General features: G+C 71.7%; 18 protein-coding genes and 1 pseudogene. 12 read left to right on the top strand and 7 right to left on the bottom strand.

The annotated features are described in order from the left end of the window. Positions 1 to 107: 107 nt before the first annotated feature. Both ACIBLC_RS24630 and ACIBLC_RS24635 read left to right on the top strand, forming a co-directional pair. Positions 108 to 788 (top strand): PhzF family phenazine biosynthesis protein, encoded by a 681-nt coding sequence (locus tag ACIBLC_RS24630; RefSeq protein ID WP_399213324.1) that lies wholly within the window; start codon positions 108 to 110, stop codon positions 786 to 788. Further along, positions 733 to 924 (top strand): annotated as a pseudogene (locus tag ACIBLC_RS24635) (cobyrinic acid a,c-diamide synthase); the annotation flags it as partial. The gene ACIBLC_RS24630 and the pseudogene ACIBLC_RS24635, both read left to right, overlap by 56 nt. Here the strand turns inward: ACIBLC_RS24635 and ACIBLC_RS24640 are convergent. Together ACIBLC_RS24640 and map are read right to left on the bottom strand one after the other, a co-directional pair. Further along, positions 908 to 1567 carry a heme oxygenase (biliverdin-producing) gene (locus tag ACIBLC_RS24640; protein ID WP_399213325.1) on the bottom strand — a complete coding sequence of 220 codons (660 nt, stop codon included), beginning with the start codon at positions 1565 to 1567 and terminating at the stop codon, positions 908 to 910. The pseudogene ACIBLC_RS24635 and the gene ACIBLC_RS24640 overlap by 17 nt on opposite strands. Positions 1568 to 1818: 251 nt before the next feature. Continuing rightward, positions 1819 to 2676 (bottom strand): type I methionyl aminopeptidase, encoded by an 858-nt coding sequence (gene map / locus ACIBLC_RS24645; protein WP_399213326.1) that lies wholly within the window; start codon positions 2674 to 2676, stop codon positions 1819 to 1821. A gap of 58 nt (positions 2677 to 2734) precedes the next feature. Here map and ACIBLC_RS24650 point away from each other — a divergent pair, with 58 nt between their 5' ends. Then, a complete protein-coding gene (locus tag ACIBLC_RS24650) occupies positions 2735 to 2974 on the top strand; it encodes a hypothetical protein (protein ID WP_399213327.1) in 240 nt (79 codons plus the stop codon). Positions 2975 to 3122: 148 nt separating this feature from the next. On the opposite strand, the gene ACIBLC_RS24655 is transcribed toward ACIBLC_RS24650, so the two are convergent. Then, positions 3123 to 3725, bottom strand: coding sequence for a hypothetical protein (locus ACIBLC_RS24655; protein ID WP_399213328.1), 603 nt, complete (start codon positions 3723 to 3725; stop codon positions 3123 to 3125). A gap of 100 nt (positions 3726 to 3825) precedes the next feature. On the opposite strand from ACIBLC_RS24655, the gene ACIBLC_RS24660 reads away from it, so the two are divergent. The 3 genes from ACIBLC_RS24660 (at position 3826) to ACIBLC_RS24670 (ending at position 5958) form a co-directional block, all read left to right on the top strand. Then, a complete protein-coding gene (locus ACIBLC_RS24660; RefSeq protein WP_399213329.1) occupies positions 3826 to 4941 on the top strand; it encodes an exo-alpha-sialidase in 1116 nt (371 codons plus the stop codon). Positions 4942 to 4978: 37 nt separating this feature from the next. Further along, positions 4979 to 5707 carry an NADPH-dependent F420 reductase gene (gene npdG, locus ACIBLC_RS24665; protein ID WP_399213330.1) on the top strand — a complete coding sequence of 243 codons (729 nt, stop codon included), beginning with the start codon at positions 4979 to 4981 and terminating at the stop codon, positions 5705 to 5707. 62 nt (positions 5708 to 5769) lie between these two features. Then, positions 5770 to 5958, top strand: coding sequence for a hypothetical protein (locus ACIBLC_RS24670; RefSeq protein ID WP_399213331.1), 189 nt, complete (start codon positions 5770 to 5772; stop codon positions 5956 to 5958). On the opposite strand, the gene ACIBLC_RS24675 is transcribed toward ACIBLC_RS24670, so the two are convergent. Continuing rightward, complete coding sequence (locus tag ACIBLC_RS24675; RefSeq protein ID WP_399213332.1) at positions 5948 to 6748, bottom strand: site-2 protease family protein; 801 nt, start codon at positions 6746 to 6748, stop codon at positions 5948 to 5950. The genes ACIBLC_RS24670 and ACIBLC_RS24675 overlap by 11 nt on opposite strands. Positions 6749 to 6938: 190 nt before the next feature. Between ACIBLC_RS24675 and ACIBLC_RS24680 the strand changes: the two genes are divergently transcribed. Continuing rightward, a complete protein-coding gene (locus tag ACIBLC_RS24680; protein WP_399213333.1) occupies positions 6939 to 10208 on the top strand; it encodes a BTAD domain-containing putative transcriptional regulator in 3270 nt (1089 codons plus the stop codon). A 33-nt stretch (positions 10209 to 10241) separates the two neighbouring features. On the opposite strand, the gene ACIBLC_RS24685 is transcribed toward ACIBLC_RS24680, so the two are convergent. The 3 genes from ACIBLC_RS24685 to ACIBLC_RS24695 all read right to left on the bottom strand — a co-directional run bounded on the left by ACIBLC_RS24685 (position 10242) and on the right by ACIBLC_RS24695 (position 13197). Beyond that, positions 10242 to 11084: an ABC transporter permease gene (locus ACIBLC_RS24685; protein WP_399213334.1), complete on the bottom strand. Its 843-nt coding sequence runs from the start codon at positions 11082 to 11084 to the stop codon at positions 10242 to 10244. Continuing rightward, positions 11081 to 12115, bottom strand: a complete 1035-nt coding sequence (locus ACIBLC_RS24690; protein WP_399213335.1) for an ATP-binding cassette domain-containing protein — start codon at positions 12113 to 12115, stop codon at positions 11081 to 11083. The genes ACIBLC_RS24685 and ACIBLC_RS24690 overlap by 4 nt, the downstream gene beginning before the upstream one ends. A gap of 167 nt (positions 12116 to 12282) precedes the next feature. Next, complete coding sequence (locus tag ACIBLC_RS24695) at positions 12283 to 13197, bottom strand: sulfurtransferase (protein WP_399213336.1); 915 nt, start codon at positions 13195 to 13197, stop codon at positions 12283 to 12285. 424 nt (positions 13198 to 13621) lie between these two features. Here ACIBLC_RS24695 and ACIBLC_RS24700 point away from each other — a divergent pair, with 424 nt between their 5' ends. From ACIBLC_RS24700 to ACIBLC_RS24720, 5 genes are all read left to right on the top strand, one after another. Continuing rightward, complete coding sequence (locus ACIBLC_RS24700) at positions 13622 to 14557, top strand: ABC transporter substrate-binding protein (protein ID WP_399213337.1); 936 nt, start codon at positions 13622 to 13624, stop codon at positions 14555 to 14557. Positions 14558 to 14686: 129 nt separating this feature from the next. Next, positions 14687 to 15724, top strand: coding sequence for an ABC transporter substrate-binding protein (locus ACIBLC_RS24705; RefSeq protein WP_399213338.1), 1038 nt, complete (start codon positions 14687 to 14689; stop codon positions 15722 to 15724). After that, positions 15721 to 16494, top strand: a complete 774-nt coding sequence (locus ACIBLC_RS24710; RefSeq protein ID WP_399213339.1) for an ABC transporter permease — start codon at positions 15721 to 15723, stop codon at positions 16492 to 16494. The genes ACIBLC_RS24705 and ACIBLC_RS24710 overlap by 4 nt, the downstream gene beginning before the upstream one ends. After that, entirely contained in the window at positions 16491 to 17405 is a 915-nt protein-coding gene (locus ACIBLC_RS24715) for an ABC transporter ATP-binding protein (protein ID WP_399213340.1), read from the top strand. Before ACIBLC_RS24710 ends, ACIBLC_RS24715 begins: the two co-directional genes overlap by 4 nt. After that, a complete protein-coding gene (locus ACIBLC_RS24720) occupies positions 17402 to 18475 on the top strand; it encodes a phosphotransferase enzyme family protein (protein WP_399213341.1) in 1074 nt (357 codons plus the stop codon). The genes ACIBLC_RS24715 and ACIBLC_RS24720 overlap by 4 nt, the downstream gene beginning before the upstream one ends. Positions 18476 to 18541 lie beyond the last annotated feature (66 nt).

The raw sequence follows: 18541 nt of genomic DNA on the forward strand, positions 1-18541 counted from the left end.
CGCGTCCGCGTCCGCGGACGGACTGTCGGTCCGCCCCTGTCCGTCCGGCCACCGCTCCGCGGCGGTCTCGTGGACCGGGGCGGGCCGGTTGGTGTTTGAATGCCGGAGTGACTGAATACGACGTGCTGCGGGTCTTCTGCGGTCCCGGCGGGCGACACGGCAACGAGCTCGGGGTCGTCCGCGAGGGCTCCGTCATGCCGGACACCGAGGAGCGGCAGCTGTTCGCCGGGAAACTCGGTTTCAGCGAGACCGTGTTCGTGGACGACCCCGAGCGCGGGGTCATCGACATCTACACGCCCAGCGTCCGGCTGCCGTTCGCGGGATACCCCTGCGTCGGTGCGGCCTGGCTCCTCGACGTGCCCGAACTCGTCACGCCCGCCGGGGTGGTGGGCACCCGGCTCGACGGCGAGTTCAGCTGGATCGAGGCGCGGCCCGAGTGGACGGCGCCGCTGACGCTGCGGCAGTACGCCACGGCCGGGGAGGTCGAGTCGCTCGCCCTGCCGGCGGCCGGGGTGGGGGTACCTCCCACGCCTTTCGGGCAGTGGGAGAGGATCTTCGCCTGGGCGTGGGAGGACGAGGCGGCGGGGCGGGTCCGCGCCCGTGGGTTCTCCGGGCGCGGGGACGGGGTCGAGGAGGACGAGGCCACAGGGGCGGCGGCGCTTCAGCTGACGGCTCGGCTGGGGCGGGCGCTCAACATCGTCCAGGGGGCCGGGTCGCAGATACTCACGGCGCCGCAGCCGGGGGGCTGGGTCGAGGTGGGGGGCCGGGTGCGGTTGGTGCGGGGCTGAGGGTGTTCTTTCGCCCCCTCCGCCCCTTCCCGTCCCGTTCCTGGGGGCTGCTGCGCCCCCAGACCCCCCTGTCGCGCTTCGCGCTCGTCCTCAAGCGCCGGACGGGCTGAGAATCTCCGTCACGCCGTCAGCGGGAACTCTTCTCCCAGTGCCCGGAAGACCGCCGTGTTCAGGGCGAACGCCCGCTTGCACTCCGTTACGATCCGCTGCTTCTCCAGGTCGTCGGCGTTGATGCCGTCCAGGAGTTCGCGGTAGGCGCGCTTGAAGGCGGCGGGGTTGGTGATGTCCTCGAAGACGTAGAACCGCACGCCGTCGCCCTTGCGGTCGAAGCCCCAGGTCTGCTCGGCCTTGCCGCGGATGATCTGGCCGCCGGAGAGGTCGCCGAGGTAACGGGTGTAGTGGTGGGCGACGTAGCCGCCGGGCCAGGTCCGGGCGCACTCGGCGACGCGGTCGGCGTAGGCCCGGGTCGCGGGCAGCGCGGTGAGCGTCGTGCGCCAGTCCGGGCCCCGGAGGTGGGCGAGGTCGGCCTCCAGCGCGTCGCGGCGCGTCAACTCGGCCTGTATGAAGGGTCCGGCCACCGGGTCGGACGCCAGCCTCTCGGCGTCCGCCTCCAACGCCTCGTACACGAACCACAGTTGCTCGGTGTAGCGCGCGTACGCCTCGACTCCGAGCCTGCCGCCGAGCAGGTCGCTCATGAACGTCGAGGTCTCCGCCTCCGTGTGCTGCTCGTGCGAGGCGGTGCGGATGAGCGTCGAGAACGCCGAACCCGACGAGTTCATGGTGGAACCTCCGGTGGTGAAGGGAAAGGCGACTGCACGTCGGATTTTCTATGGTTAGGCTTACCTAAGTCAACAAGTTTCCGACGTACCGTCGGTAAATATGTTCCCGACGGGCTGTCGGTAAAAACGTACCGCGAATCCCCGGCCGGTCCGTACGAAACAGCCCACCCTGTGATCAGGGCGGGCTGTGTGGGCTCCGGAAGCCGGGGCAGAGGCTAGGACATGACCTGCGGGAGGGCCTGCGGGACGGTCTACGGGAGAGTGAGGATCTCGGCGCCGGTGTCGGTGACGACCAGTGTGTGTTCGAACTGCGCCGTCCGCTTCCGGTCCTTGGTCACGACCGTCCAGCCGTCGTCCCACATGTCGTACTCGTGCGTGCCGAGCGTGAGCATCGGCTCGATCGTGAACGTCATCCCGGGCTGGATGACGGTCTTCGCGTGGGGGCTGTCGTAGTGCGGAATGATCAGACCGGAGTGGAAGGAGGAGTTGATCCCGTGCCCGGTGAAGTCCCGGACCACCCCGTAGCCGAAGCGTTTCGCGTACGACTCGATGACGCGCCCGATGATGTTGATCTGGCGGCCCGGCCTGACCGCCTTGATCGCGCGGTCGAGCGACTCCCGGGTCCGCTCGACGAGCAGCCGGCTCTCCTCGTCGACGTCACCGACGAGGTAGGTGGCGTTGTTGTCGCCGTGCACCCCGCCGATGTACGCCGTCACGTCCAGGTTGATGATGTCGCCGTCACGCAGGACCGTGGAGTCCGGGATGCCGTGGCAGATGACCTCGTTGACGGAGGTGCACAGCGACTTGGGGAAGGCGCGGTAGCCGAGGGTCGAGGGGTAGGCCCCGTGGTCGCACATGTACGCGTGGGCGACCCGGTCCAGCTCGTCCGTCGTGACGCCCGGCGCGATCAGCTTCGCGGCCTCCGCCATCGCCCGCGCGGCGATCCGCCCGGCGGTCCGCATCGCCTCGATCGTCTCGGGCGTCTGCACCTCCGGGCCGGTGTACGGCGTGGGGGCGGGCTTGCCCACATACTCGGGGCGCCTGATGTTTCCCGGGACGGGACGGGTGGGAGAGAGCTCCCCTGGTACGAGCAGCGACTGGCCAGACATGCCAGCGAGTCTAACCAGCGGGCGTGGGGGACCATGTCCGTGGCGAAAGGAGCCGGTCATGGCCCTGTTCAAGAAGCGCACCGTCGGCAAACCCGGCGAATGGTACTACTGCCTGGAACACAAGAAGGTCGAGGAAGGCCCCGACTGCCCCGGCAAGGACCGCTTCGGTCCCTACGCCTCGCGGTCCGAGGCCGAACGCGCCATGGAAATGGCCCGTGAGCGGAACCTCGAATGGGAGACGGACCCCCGGTGGCACGACGCGTCGGGCAAGGGGCCGGGGGCCGGACAGGACGGCTGAGGCGTCGCCGAGGCGTCCCCGGGGGCGCCTGTAGGCCGCGAGGCGGGGCGGGGAATCGGCTCACCGTCCCCGCCTTGCCCGCGCCGCTCGCCCCGAGGCGGTCCCGGCCCGACCCGGGCCTAGTCGTCGGTCACCCCCGCCCCGCCCGTCACCACCGAGCCGAAGGCGGCGCTGTCAGTTGGTCCGCGAGGCGGGACAGGCGGTCGCGGAAGCGGCGTCGCCCTCGGGGTGAGGGCAGCGCGTTCTCGCCGGCCGCCGCGCTGACGAGGTGCTGCACGGTGTCGAGGTCGAGGTCGGGGCTGTCCGGCACGGTGAGTGCCTCGTGGGCCAGTGTCTCCAGTTCGCGGTCACCCGCGTCGAGCGCCAGCACAGTGGCCCCGGCCCGGCGGGCGTCGTGGACTCGCTCCAGGAGCGGCGCACCGGTCGCGCCCGGGGACACCACGAGCAGCGTCTCCCCCCGCCGCGCGGCCTCGACCCGCCCCAGCCCCACCGCCAGATGGGCCGGATCCGACGCACGCGCTCCGTGCCGCACCAAAGTCGGCGACAGCTCCGGCGTCCCCGACCAGGCCGCCTCGTCGACCAGATGGGCGGCGAGATGCCACGGCTCGTACTCCTCCGTGCCCACCAGCAGCAGCCCGCCCCCGTACGACATCACGGACCCCCGCAGCACCCTGGCGAACCGCCGCGTGGACCCCAACCACTCGGTCCCGGCGAGCACTTCGCGCAGCAACGCGACCCGTACGGCATCCATGGACAAGCATCCTGCCGCAACCGGCCACTCGCGGCCCGCAGTTCGACACGAATTCCCCCAAGCTGGGCAAAGGGCCCCGCCAGGGGGTAAGGAGGGACCCATGACAAGCACCGAGGCCACCGACGTCACCGAGGCCACCGAAGACATCGAGACGTCCGTTCCCTTCACGGCCGGCCAGGAGGGCTACGCGAGCTTCCGTATCCCGGCCGTCGTCGCCACCGCCGCCGGGAACCTGCTCGCCTTCTGCGAGGGCCGGCTCGGCTCCCAGGAGGACTTCGGGAACATCGAGATCGTGCTGAAGCGGTCCATGGACGGCGGCCGCACCTGGGGCCCGCTCCAGGTCGCCGCCCGCAACGGCGAGCACCTCGCGGGCAACCCGTCCCCGGTCGTCCTGGACACCGGCCGTGTCCTGCTCGTCCACGTCCGCAACGCGGCCCACGCCACCGAGAAGGCCATCCGCCGCGGCGAGGTACAGGCCGCCGACGGCCGCCGTGTCTGGGTCCAGCACAGCGACGACGAGGGACTCACCTGGTCGGAGCCGACGGACATCACCGCGGGCACGAAGGACGAGTCCTGGCGGTGGTACGCCACCACACCGGGCCACGCCCTCCAACTGGCCTCCGGCCGTATCGTCGTCCCCGCCAACCACTCCCTCCCGCCGCAGGGCGACGACGACGGCACCGAGGGCAGGTACGACGGCGGCCACTGCCTGCTGAGCGACGACGGCGGCCTGACCTGGACCACCGGATACGTCGACGACAACACCAGCGGCTACGTCAACGCGAACGAGACCACCGCCGCCGAACTCCCCGACGGACGCGTCTACTTCAACACCCGCAACGACTCGCCCGCCCCCGGCACCCGAGCCGACGCCTACTCCCGCGACGGAGGTGAGACCCTGCTCAAGCCCTTCCGCCCGCAGGCCGGCCTCACCACCCCCGTCGTCCAGGGCAGCGTCCTCCACCTCCGCGACCCCGACCTGCTCCTCTACTCCGGCCCCGCCGCCCCCGGTCACCGCGCCCTGATGACCGTCCGCGCCTCCACCGACGACGGCGTCACCTGGCGGCCCGCGCACACGGTCGACGGACTGCCCGCCGCGTACTCCGATCTCGTACGCGCCGACACCGCGACCGTCGGACTCCTCTACGAGACGGGCGACTTCGGCGCGTACGAGACGATCACCTTCCGCCGCATCCCCGTGACGGCTCTCACCTGACCCGCGCGGCCGGGATCCGCGCACGTAAAGTCGGCCCATGACCTCTACTGACAGCGCACCGAACGCCGCCCAGAACGCCGCACAGAAGGCCCCGGCCAAGGACCCCTGGGACCTCCCCGACGTGTCCGGACTCGTCGTCGGCGTGCTCGGCGGCACCGGCCCGCAGGGCAAGGGCCTCGCCTACCGGCTCGCCAGGGCCGGCCAGCGGGTGATCATCGGCTCGCGGGCGGCGGACCGTGCCGAGGCGGCGGCCGGCGAGCTCGGACACGGCGTCGAGGGCGCCGACAACGCCGAGTGCGCGCGGCGCAGCGACATCGTGATCGTCGCCGTGCCCTGGGAGGGCCACGGCAAGACCCTGGAGTCGCTGCGCGAGGAACTGGCGGGCAAGCTCGTCGTCGACTGCGTCAACCCGCTCGGCTTCGACAAGAAGGGCGCGTACGCGCTGAAGCCGGAGGAGGGCAGCGCCGCCGAGCAGGCCGCCGCCCTGCTGCCGGACTCCCGGGTCACCGCGGCCTTCCACCACCTCTCCGCCGTCCTCCTCCAGGACCCGGAGATCAAGGAGATCGACACCGACGTGATGGTCCTCGGCGAGGAGCGCGCCGACGTCGAGATCGTGCAGGCGCTCGCCGGCCGCATCCCGGGCATGCGCGGCGTCTTCTCCGGCCGGCTGCGCAACGCCCACCAGGTCGAGTCCCTGGTCGCCAACCTGATCTCGGTCAACCGGCGCTACAAGGCCCACGCGGGCCTGCGCCTGACGGACGTGTAGAACCGCCCGGTCGGGTGGGGGACACTGGTGGCAAGCAGTGTCCCCCGACAGGAGCCGACCTCATGCCCCGCCTCGCCCTCTACGCCCTCGCCGTCTGCGTACTCTCCGTCGCCGCGGCCGTCGTCTCCTTCGTGCAGGGCAGCCTGCTGGGGATCGTGTGGGTGCTGCTGGCCGGTCTGTCGTCCAACATGACGTGGTACTACGTGCGGCGCGGCAGGGCCCGTACGGAGTCGGGCTCCGTCACTGGCTGACGGAGCAGAACTCGTTGGTGCCGGACCAGAAGCGGTACAGCTCCTGCCCGCAGTACCGCTCGACGTCGTCGATGCCGAGGCCGCCCAGGATCGAGTACACCGCGTCGAAGAACGCCGTGTTCACCGACGGGATCCACAGCACCGCGAACACCGCGAGCAGGCCGAACGGCGCGAACGGCTCCACCTGACGCCGGACACCGTGCGACAGCCAGGGCTCGATCACGCCGTACCCGTCCAGGCCCGGCACCGGCAGGAAGTTCAGGATCGCGGCCGTGACCTGGAGCAGCGCGAGGAACGCCAGCGCGTAGCGGAAGGTCGCCGGCACCCCGTCCAGGGCGTCCAGCCAGAACGGCGCCGTGCACACGATCGCGAAGAGCACGTTGGTGAGCGGACCCGCCGCCGAGATCAGGCTGTGCTTCCAGCGGCCCTGGATCCGGCTCCGCTCGATGAACACCGCACCACCGGGCAGACCGATCCCGCCCATGATCACGAAGATGACGGGCAGCACGATGCTCAGCAGCGCGTGTGTGTACTTCAGAGGGTTCAGCGTCAGATAGCCCTTGGCGCCGATCGAGATGTCGCCGCTGTGCAGGGCGGTCCGCGCGTGCGCGTACTCGTGCAGACAGAGCGAGACGATCCACGCGCCCGTCACGAACAGGAACACAGCCACACCGGGCTGCGCGGCGAAGTCGGTCCAGGCCGCCCAGCCCGTCACCGCCGTCACGGCCACGATCCCGACGAAGACGGGGCTGATCCTCCGGTCGCTGCGGCGGGTCGCTGCGGTGGTCATGGGGCTCCCTGGACTGGTACGCGTGAGCTGGGCCTGCCCGACCGTACCGGGCGCATTCGGAAAACGTCTCGCCATCGCCCATTGGTTCCGGAGAAGGTGGGGGCATGGTGCCCTGACGACCTTCACCTTCACGCGAGCCGGCCGCCGACGGGTCGGTGCCCGATGCCCGAACCCCGAGCCACCAGAGACAATGGACCCCGTGCGCTACCGCATCCTCGGCACCACCCAGGCACTTCGTTCCGACGGCACGTCCCTCCCGGTCGGCGGTGCGCGGCTGCGTGCCCTGCTGACCGTGCTCGCACTACGGCCAGGACGGACCGTGCCCGTGTCCGTCCTGGTCGACGAGGTGTGGGACGGCGACCCGCCCGCGGACGCGTCCGGCGCGCTCCAGGCGCTGGTCGGGCGGCTGCGCAGAGCGCTCGGCGCGGACGCGGTGCACTCGGCGGAGGGCGGCTACCGGCTCACCGCGAGCGCCGACGACGTCGACCTGCACCGTTTCGAGCGGCTGGCGGGCGAGGGCACCCGCGCGCTGGCAGACGGCGACCCCGCGAAAGCCGCGGCCGTCCTCGACGACGCCCTCGCCCTGTGGCACGGCCCCGCTCTCGCCGACCTCCCGGACCGCGCCGCGGAGTCCGCCCGCTGGGAGACCCGCCGCCTCGACGCGCGCCGCGCCCGCCTCACCGCGGCCCTCGCCCTCGGCGACGCCGAACAGGCCCTGCCCGAACTCACCGCCCTCTGCGACAGCCACCCCCTGGACGAGCCCCTCCAGGCCCTGCGCCTGCGCGCCCTGCGCGAATTGGGCCGCCCGGCGGAGGCCCTGGCCGCCTACGAGTCCGTACGACAACTGCTGGCCGACCGGCTCGGCTCCGACCCGGGCGCCGAACTGCGCGCCCTGCACGCGCAGTTGCTGACACCGGCCCAGCCCAAGGCGCCGGGGCCCCAAGCGCAGCAGCCCCCGCCCTCCGGCAACCTCCGGGCCCGGCTCACCTCCTTCGTCGGCCGGGAGGCCGACATCGATGCCATCCGGGGCGACCTCGCGGCGGCCCGTCTGGTGACCCTGCTCGGACCCGGCGGGGCGGGGAAGACGCGGCTGTCGCAGGAGGCGGCGGAGACCGTGGGGGACACGGCGCGGGACGGGGTGTGGCTGGCCGAACTGGCCCCGGTCGACGACCCGAAGGCCGTGCCCGAGGCCGTGCTCACCGCCGTCGGCGCGCGCGAGACCGTGCTGCGCGGCGCCGGAGCCGAGGAGATGCGAGCGGTCTCCGACCGGCACGACGACCCCCTCAACCGGCTCGCCGAGCACTGCGCCACGCGCCGCATGCTGCTGATCCTCGACAACTGCGAACACGTCGTGGACGCCGCCGCGCACCTCGTCGAGGAGCTGCTCAAGCGCTGCCCCGGACTGACGGTGCTCGCCACCAGCCGTGAACCCCTCGGCATACCGGGGGAGTTGCTGCGCCCGGTGGAGCCATTGCCCGAACCCTTCGCGCTGCGGCTGCTCGCCGACCGCGGATCGGCGGCGCGGCCGGACTTCCGGATCGAGGACGATTCCGAGGCGGCCGCCGAGATCTGCCGGCGGCTCGACGGTCTCCCGCTCGCCATCGAACTCGCCGCCGCCCGGCTGCGGATGCTCACCCCCAGACAGATCGCCGACCGCCTCGACGACCGGTTCCGCCTGCTGACCTCGGGTTCCCGGACGGTCCTGCCGAGGCAGCAGACCCTGCGTGCGGTCGTCGACTGGTCCTGGGACCTCCTCGACGAGGACGAACGCGACGTACTGCGGCGGCTGTCCGTGTTCGCCGGCGGCTGCGCCCTCGCCGCCGCCGAGGCCGTCTGCGGACCCCGCGCCCTGGAGACACTCGGCTCACTCGTCGACAAGTCCCTTGTCGTGGCGGCCCCTTCGGCGGACGGGGGGATGCGCTACCGGCTCCTGGAGACCGTCGCCGAGTACGCGGGCGAGCGGCTGGAGGAAACCGGTTCGCGTGCCGCGGCCGAGCGCGCCCACCTCACGTACTACCGCGAACTCGCCCGCACCACCGACCCCGCGCTGCGCGGTCCGGGGCAGTCCGCGGCGATCGCGCTGCTCGAGCGCGAGTACGAGAACCTGCGCACCGCCCTGCGGCTCGCCGTCGCCGAGCGCGACGAGCAGGAGGCCGTCTGCCTCGTCCTGTCGCTGCACTGGTACTGGCAGATGCGCGACCAGCGCATCGAGGCCCGCACCTGGTCCCGCGAGGTCATGGGCCTCGGCCCCGACCCGTTCGTGGCGCCCGCGCGCCCGGCCGCCCCGCTGTACGAGAGCTGCACGGCCGGCCCGCCGCCGCTCGCCCCGGACGTCATGGAGGAGGCCCGGCGCGGTGTGCACCTCATCCAACTCGCCTGTATGGACATGGACATGGGCACCTGGCAGAGCCCGGAGTCCCAGCGGAAGCTGCACGTCATCAGCGACACCTACCGGCCGGGTCTCCCGCAGACCTGCCGCAGCCCCGGCAGCTTCTGGTTCTACGCCGTCATGCTCACCGGTGACATGGACCGGATGCGCTCCGTCATCGACGTCACCGTCAGCACCTGCCGCGAGCTCGGCCTCGAATGGGAGCTCGGCGCCGCCCTCCAGATGCGCGCCAACATCCTCGCCAACCGGACCGACTGGGCGGGCGGCGCGACCCGGGACGCCGACGAGTCGCTGGAGATCTTCGCCCGCGTCGGCGATGCCTGGGGCACGGCCGAGGCGCTCTCGGCACGCGGCGAGGCCCATGAGCGCAGAGGCGAGTTCGGGCCCGCCGCGGCGGACTACGCGGAGGCGATGGCGTACGCCGAGGAACTCGGTGCCCGGGCCCAGCAGGCGGTGCTGAGTGTCCGCCTCGGCAGCATGTACATCGAGCTGGGCGAGCCCGAGCGGGGCGAGCGGATGCTGCGCGAGGTGCTGGCACTGGGCCGTGGCGTGATCAACGAGGCCTTGCCCGCGGGCCGCATCTTCCTCACCATGTGGCTCGGCCGCACCGGACGGATCGACGAGGGGCGTGAGCAACTGCGGCTGCTGCGTGAGGAGTTCGCGGGCAGCACGTTCGTGATCGTCGACGGGTTCATCCTCGGGACGGAAGCCTGGCTGGACGCGGTCGACGGACAGTACGCGGACGCCCTGGACAAGGTGCGAGGCGCGCTGGAGCGGTCCGTGGACCCGCTGTCGCGGATGGTCACGCCGAACCTGGTCTCCGCGCACCTGGTCACCGCCGCCATCGCCCTCACCGGCCTGTACGGCGCCGAGCGCGCCCCCGACGCGGCCCGGCTGCTGGGCGCTTCCGACCGACTCCTGCCGCCGGAGCACTTCGCGGCCCCGATGGAGGACGAGTCGCGCACCCGGGCCGAGGCCGGGGTGCGGGCGGTACTCGACGACGCGGTGTACGAGGCCGCGTACGCCGAGGGCGGCGGGCTCTCCATGGAGGAGGCCGCCGCCCTCATCTGACGCGGACCGGGGAAGCCGTTCGGGAGCCGAACGTCAGCTCTTGGTACGGAACTTGTGGATCGCTATCGGCGCCATCACCGCCGTGATGGCCACCGACCAGCCGAGGGTCACCCACAGGTCGTGCGCGACCGGGCCGCCGACCATCAGCCCACGGGCGGTGTCCGCCAGGGCGGACAGCGGGTTGTAGTCGGTGAAGTTCTGCAGCCAGCCCGGCATCGACTCGGTCGGCGCGAAGATCGACGAGCCGAACTGCAGCGGCATCAGCACCAGGAAGCCCATGGCCTGCACGGACTGCGCGCTCTTCATGACCACGCCGAGCGTGAGGAACACCCACATCAGCGCCGAGCCGAACACCGTGGACAGGGCCACCGCGGCGAGCAGTCCGGGCCAGTTGGTGATGTCGAAGCCCACCAGGACGCCGATCACCATGAGGACCGCGGTCGCGGACAGCATCCGCATCAGCTCCACCGCGATCTTGGCGAACAGCACGGAGCCGCGCCCGATCGGCAGGGACCGGAACCGGTCCATGACCCCGGTGTTGAAGTCCTGGTTGAAGCCGGTGCCGACCCCCTGGGCCATGTTCATGCCCATCATGGCCATCAGCCCGGGCACCACGTACTGCACGTACGCCTCCTGGCCGCCGCCCAGCGACTGTCCGATGGAGCCGCCGAAGACGTACACGAACAGCAGGGTGAAGATGACCGGGAAGAGGATCGCGTCGAACATCGACTCCGGGTCCTGGCGGATCCACAGGAGGTTGCGGCGGACGAGAGCCCCCGTGTGGCGCAGATGCGCGCGCAGCGGGATGCGGGCGTCGGCCGTGAAGTCGGCCTTGGAATCGGTCTGGGAATCGGGGGTGAGAGTGGCGGCGGTCATACGGCGACTTCCTCGCGTGCGTCGGTGGGCGCGGCGTCCTGCGGAGCACTCGCGCGGTGGCCGGTGAGGGAGAGGAACACCTCGTCCAGGCTGGGCAGTTCGGTGGTGATGGAGGAGATGGTGATACCCCGCGCGATGACCGCTCCGGTCACGGCGGTGAGCTGCTCGTCGCTGAGGATCGGGACCAGTACCACGCCGCGCTCGGTGTCCACGGTCGTGCTGGCGAGCCCGGTGATGCCGAGGCTGTCCAGGTCGGCCGCGAGCGGGCGCAGTTGCAGCGGGTCGGCCGGGCGGACGCGCAGGGTGCGGCCGCCGACGCGGGCCTTGAGCTCCTCGATGCGGCCGTTGGCGATGACCTTGCCCCGGTCGACGACGGTCAGCTCGGAGGCGAGCTGCTCGGCCTCCTCCATGTACTGGGTGGTGAGCAGTACGGTGACGCCCTCGCCGACCATGCGCTTCACCTCGTGCCACACCTCGTTGCGGGTGCGGGGGTCGAGCCCGGTGGTCGGTTCGTCGAGGAAGAGGACGGTCGGCTGCCCGATCATGGAGGCCGCCAGGTCCAGCCTGCGCCGCATACCGCCGGAGTACGTGCTCGTCGGCCGCTTGGCCGCCTCGGTGAGTGAGAACCGCTCCAGGAGTTCGTCGGCGCGGGCCCGGGCGTCCTTGCGGGACAGGTCGAGGAGCCGGCCGATCATGTAGAGGTTCTCCCAGCCCGGGAGCTTCTCGTCGACGGAGGCGTACTGGCCGGTGAGGCCGATCACCCGGCGCAGCTGCCGCGGCTGCCGTACGACGTCGAAGCCGGCGACGGTGGCCTGACCGGAGGTCGGGGCGAGCAGGGTGGACAGGATGCGGACGAGGGTGGTCTTGCCGGCGCCGTTCGGCCCGAGCACACCCATCACGGTGCCCTCGCGCACATCCAGGTCGACGCCGTCCAGCGCCTTGGTCTCGCCGTAGTGCTTGACCAGCCCCCGTACGGTCACGGCCGTCCGGCCGTCGGCGACTTGTCGGGGATAGTTGTCGATTCGCGTCATGGCCACCAAGGTGCCAGCCGCCACCGACAAACCACCGACAGCCCGCCCACAGCCTCCTACGCGCCACCGACAGGCTTCACCGAACGTCACCGACAGGCTTCCCGCACGCCGCCGCCAGGCCCCCTTATGCCACCGACAGACCGTGGAAAGGCCGGTGTCCGCGCAGGTCAGTCCTGTCGTACGAGGGGTCGCGCCGGGTCCGCCGACCATTCCTCCAGGGAGCCGTCGTACAGGGTGACGTCCTCGCGGCCCAGCAGTGTCAGCGCGAGGGCGGCGCCGGCCGCGGAGATCCCGCCGCCGCAGTACAGGACGACGGGGGAGGCGGTGTCGTCGAGCACCGCCCCGACGCGCGCGGCGAGTTCGGCGCGCGGCAGGAACCGGCCGGCCTCGTCGAGCAGACCCCGGCCGGGCAGGCTCAGGCTGCCGGGGATGTGCCCGCGCCGCGAGTACCGGGTCGGCGCACTGCCGTCGAACCCGGACTCCGGAAGCGCGCAGACGAGCGTCCCCGGCCGCTCACCGCGCAGCACGGCTTCGATGTCGGGGAGGGCGGTCCAGGCGTGGGGGAGGGGGACGGGGGTGAGCGTTCCCGCCGTCCGCGCGGGCTCCCGCGGCGGCCCGTCGGCAACCGGCCGCCCGGCCGCCTCCCAGACTTGCAGCCCTCCGTCGAGTACCGCCGCCGGTACGGAGATCGCCCGCAGCATCCACCACAGCCGGGCCGCCCAGATGCCGCCGCCGCTGTCGTACGCGACGACCTCGCTGTCGTCCCGTACGCCGAGCCGCTGGAGCGCGGCGGCCAGCGCCTTCGGCGAGGGGACCGCGAAGTGGTACGGCGCCCCGGGGTCGGACAGCTCACCCGTGAGGTCCGCGTGGCGGGAGCCCGGGATGTGCCGCTCCGCCCACCGCTCCTGACCGCTGCCGGAGCGGTGGTCGCCGTCGTGGCCCGGTGAGGGAAGCAGCGCGGTGGCGTCGAGGACGACCAGCCGCGGGTCGTCGAGGCGGTCCGCCAGCCAGGCGTCGTCGACCAGCGGCCCGGGAAGCAGTGAGCCGGACAGCGGGGGTGTGGGGTGCTGGGCGTCGGTCATGGCCGGATGCTAACGCGGGCGTCGGCGCGGAAGACGCCTCTGAGCTGCGAGATCTCGCTCACTGGGCAGATTCTTCCCACATGGTGGACGACGCTTGCACAGGAACAGCCGTTCGGGGTTATGGTTCCGGACATCTACGCGGGAGCCCCTACCCGGTTGGGCTGAGAGGGCGTCTGGGATCCGAGTCGGCATCGTCCGGCCACGATCCCCATGGGAACGCCGACCGCACCACTTGACACTCAGAGGCCCTGCCTCAGTGCCCGCGTAGGAGTACCGCATGTCTTCAGCAGTCGAGCAGCTCTGTCCCCCGGCGCCCGCCGCGGCGGCCCGCTCCTGTTGTTGACCCGGACCGGTTCCCCTTCTCTCTCCCCTTCTCATTCACCAGGCCCTGCTGAGGCCTGAGTGCCGTATGCGGAGTTCCCCCATGTCGCACGTCCGAGTCATGCTCGACTACTTCCACCCCTGGCCGAATTCCGCCGGTATGTACGTCGCCCGGGACCGCGGCTGGTACCGCGAGGCGGGCCTCGACGTGGAACTCGCCGTCCAGGATCCGGGACGCGGCGACACCCTGGCGTACCTGGCCCGCGGGGAGGTGGACTTCGGCATCTTCCCGCCGAACCGGCTGCTGGCCCGCCGCGCCGCCGCCGACGGCCGGCCGCTCCTGGCAGTCGCCGCCGTCAACCACCGTGCCCTGGAGGCGATCCAGACCGCCCGCTCGACCGGCATCACCCGCCCCCGCGACCTCGCCGGGAGGCGCCTCGCCTACAACCCGACCCCCCGGGGCCGCGCGATGGTCCGCCACCTCGTCGCGGCCGACGGCGGTGACCCGGACGCGGTGATCACCGTCGACGCCGGCTACCGCGAACTCACCGTCGACGACATCGCCTCCGGCGAGGCCGACGCCACCTTCGGCAACTACTGGGCCTGGGACGCGCTCCGCGGCGACCTGCCCGAGGAGCGGCGGCTCACCTGGCCTGTCGACGAGATCGGCGCCCCCCGCTACCACAGCTACCTCCTCGGCACGACCGAGTCCTTCGCCGAAACCCGCCCCGAGCTGGTGCGCGCCTTCCTGTCCGCCACCGCCCGCGGCTACGCGGCGGCCGCCGCCGAACAGGACGCCACCCGCGCCCTGCTGGAGCGCGTGATCCCCTACTTCTCCCGCCCGCTGATCGCCCGCTCCCTCGCCCTGGTCGCCCCGACCTGGACCGGCGCCGGCGGCCACTGGGGCGTGATCGACGAGACCCGCATGGGCCCGTACGCCGACTGGCTCGCCCGGAACGGCGCCGTCGCGCACGCCCGGGACTGGGAGTCCTCGTACACCAACGACCTGCTCGAAACCGCCCCGGTGGGCACCAAGTGACCTGCCAGGCAAGGGAACTGACGAAGCGTATGACCGTGGACCTGATGCGGGTCAGCAGCGCGCTGTGTCGGCCGTGAGGAGCACTCCCACGTCCCCGACCACCAGCGCCGCACCCCTTCGAGGATTCCCATGAGACGCCGTACCGCCCTGCTCGCCGTATCCACCGCCGCCGCGCTCGCCCTGACCGGCTGCGCCTCGCAGGACTCCACGTCCGCCGCCGCCGAGAACGGCACGACCACGGTCACCCTCGCCCTCGACTGGACCCCCAACACCAACCACACCGGCATCTACGTCGCCCAGCAGAAGGGCTGGTTCAAGGACGCCGGGATCGACCTGAAGATCGTGCCCTACGGCTCGACCGCGCCCGAGACGCTGATCGCCAACCACAAGGCGGACTTCGGCATCTCCTACCAGGAGGGCATCACCACCGCGCGCGCCGCCGGCCAGGACATCAAGTCGGTGTACGCCGTCACGCAGAAGACGAACGTCACGGTCTCCGTACGCGCCGACCGCGACGACATCAAGTCCCCCAAGGACCTGGACGGCAAGACGTACGCCGGGTTCGGCGCCCCCTACGAGAAGGCCCTGCTCCAGAAGGTCATCCAGGCGGACGGCGGCAAGGGCGACTTCAAGCAGATCACGCTGAGCACCTCGGCGTACGCGGCCCTCTACGCGGGCAAGGCGGACTTCGCGATGCCGATGCCGACCTGGGAGGGCCTGGAGGCCAAGGAGACGGGCAAGCCCCTGAAGGACTTCGCGCTCGCCGACTACGGGGTCCCGGCCATCTACTCCACCCTCATCGCGTCCTCCAGCCAGTACCTGAAGGACAACCCGGAGACCGCCGAGAAGTTCGTCGCCGCGGTCGACAAGGGCTACGAGTACGCCGCCGACAACCCGGACCAGGCCGCCGGCCTGCTCGTCGCGGCCAACAAGAGCACCCTCACCAACACCGAACTGGTCAAGGAGAGCGAGCGGTTGCTCGCCAAGGAGTACTACCGGGCGGAGGACGGCACGATCGGCACCCAGAGCGCCGAGCGCTGGCAGGCCTTCGCCGACTTCGACTTCAGGTCCGGGCTGCTGACCGACGAGAACGGCAAGAAGCTCACCGAGGCCCCCGACGCCTCGGAGTTCTTCACCAACGACTATCTCCCGGCGGCCACCCAGTGAGGGCGGCACTGCGTGCCGTCTGGCCACCGCTCCTCGTCCTCGCCGTGGTCATCGGCGGCTGGCAGACGTACGTCACCGCCGCCGGCGTCGACCCGACGGTGCTGCCCAGCCCCGGCCGCGTCCTCGACCAGGGCTGGGCCAACCGCACCGACCTGTGGGACCAGACCCTGCCCACCCTCCAGGAGACCCTGCTCGGCTTCGCGCTCTCCTTCGCCGCCGCCTGGCTGGTCGCCGTGATCCTGGACTTCTCGGCGGCGGCCCGCCGGGGCCTGTACCCGCTCCTGGTGGCCTCGCAGACCATCCCGATCGTCGCCGTGGCACCCCTGCTGATCATCTGGTTCGGCTTCGGACTGCTGCCGAAGATGCTGGTGGTCACCCTGACGACGTTCTTCCCGCTCGCCGCGAACCTCGCGGCGGGCTTCGCGTCCACCGACCGCGACGCGATGCGGCTGCTGCGCTCGCTCGGCACCGGCCGCTGGCGCGCCTTCCGGCTCGTCCGCGTCCCGAGCGCGCTGCCGCACTTCTTCACCGGGCTGCGCGTCAGCATCACCTACGCCGTCGTGGGCGCCGTCTTCGCCGAGTACGCGGGTGCCGAGAAGGGCCTCGGTATCTACATGCAGGCGCAGAAGAGCGCGTTCCGCACGGACCTCGTCTTCGCGGCGGTCGTGGTCACCGCCCTGCTGAGCATCGCCCTGTTCGGGGCGACCTATCTGCTGCAACGGCTCGTCCTGCCGTGGGAGCGGGCGCTGCTGAAGGAAGGCCGGACATGAGTCTCCGAGAACCGGGAGCTCTCCAGGAGCGGGATGGTCGCCGAGTACGGGACGGTCTCCAACCGCCGGGAGGTCTCCAAGTAAGGGGAGCGGGAAAGGCGTTCGGGTCGCTCCAGGTGCTGCGCGACCTCGAACTCGCCGTGCGGCCGGGCGAGTTCGCGGCCGTCATCGGTCCGAGCGGCAGCGGCAAGAGCACCCTGTTCAACCTGATCTCCGGCCTGGACACGCCCACTTCGGGCGAGATCCTCGTCGACGGCTCCCGCGCGTCGGTGGCCTCCGGCAAGGTCGCCTACATGCCCCAGAAGGACCTGCTGTTCCCCTGGCGCACGGTGCTCGACAACACCGCGCTCGGCCTGGAGGCCCAGGGCGTACGGAAGAAGGAGGCGCGGCGGCGGGCGGGCGAGCTCTTCGGGGCCTTCGGACTGGACGGCTTCCAGTCCGCCTATCCCTTCCAGCTCAGCGGCGGCATGCGCCAGCGCGCGGCCCTGCTGCGCACGGTCGTCCTGGAACGCCCGGTGCTGCTGCTCGACGAGCCCTTCGGCGCGCTCGACTCGCTGACCCGCACCGAGATGCAGCTGTGGCTGGCCGACATGTGGCAGCGCTACCGCTGGACGGTCGTCCTGGTCACCCACGACATCCGTGAGGCCGTTCTGCTGGCCGACACCGTGCACGTGCTCTCACCCCGCCCGGCTACTGTCGTCGAGCGGGTCGAGGTGCCGCGCTCGGGCCCGCGCGGCCTGGACGCCCTGGCCGAACCGGAGTTCGCCGCGACCGAACGGCGCCTGTTCGACGCGCTGAGCGGCAGGACGAGCGACGGGGACAAGGCGGCCGAGGTGAATGGGGCGGACAAGGTGGCCGAGGCGGGAAAGGCGGACGAGGTGGCCGGCGCGGACAAGGTGGTGACCGGATGACCGGCCTGCTGGCGCACGGCATGGGCATCGATCCCGTCGCCCCCGACTGGCCGCCCCTCACGTGTGCCGAGGTGGAGGCCGTCGTCGGCCCGGCGAAGGTGCTGTGGCGCAGCCCGCGCCCGCTGTCCGCCGCCGCGCTCGTCGACCGCGACGGACGGCGCCTCTTCGTGAAACGCCACCACAGCTCCGTACGCACCCTGGATGGTCTGGCCGAGGAACACGCCTTCCTGCGGTACCTGCGCGAGCGCGGTGCACCGGTCGTCGAGGTGATGGGCGCGCAGGCGCGGGGGGAGTGGGTGTACGAGGTGCACTCGGCCGGCACCGGGACGGACCTGTACCGCGACGCGCTGTCCTGGTCGCCCTTCGTCTCCGTGGGCCACGCCCGGGCGGCCGGTGCCGCGCTCGCCCAACTGCACCTGGCGGCCGAGGGTTTCAGCGCTCCCCGCCGCCGCGCACAGCATCTGGTCTCCTCCTTCGGCGTGTTCGCGGCGGTCGACCCGGAGGCGGCCCTGGAGGCGTACGCGGCCGCGCGCCCCGCGGTCGCCGCCGCGTTGGCACGCCGGCCCTGGCGCAAGGACCTGCGCGAGGTCCATCTCCCGCTCTACGAGCGCCTGTTGCCGTACCTGGGCCGTCTCACCCCGCTGTGGACCCACAACGACTGGCACGCCTCGAACCTGCTGTGGGACACGGCGTCCGGCGAGGTGTCGACCGTCCTCGACTTCGGCCTCAGTGACCGCACGACCGCCGTCCACGACCTGGCCACCGCCATCGAGCGCAACACCGTGCAGTGGCTCGACCCGGCCCGCCCGGTCCGCTTCGAGCACGTGGACGCGCTCCTGGACGGCTACACCTCCGTACGGCCGCTCAGCGCCGTCGAGTCGGCCGCCCTGCCCGAACTGCTGCCGCTGGTGCACGCCGAGTTCGCGCTCTCCGAGATGGGCTACTTCCACGGGGTCACCCGGTCCGCGGAGAACACGGCGCTGGCCTACGAGTACTTCGTCGGGCACGCGCGCTGGTTCTCGGGGGAGGACGGGGCGCTGCTGCTGAAGAGGGTCCGCGAGCACGGGTAACGGCAGCGACCCGTCGACGGGGGAAGTTCGACGGGTCGCCTTGGTGCCGCGGTGGCTCGGTGGACC

The organism is Streptomyces sp. NPDC050535 (assembly GCF_044457665.1).
Classification (GTDB): domain Bacteria; phylum Actinomycetota; class Actinomycetes; order Streptomycetales; family Streptomycetaceae; genus Streptomyces.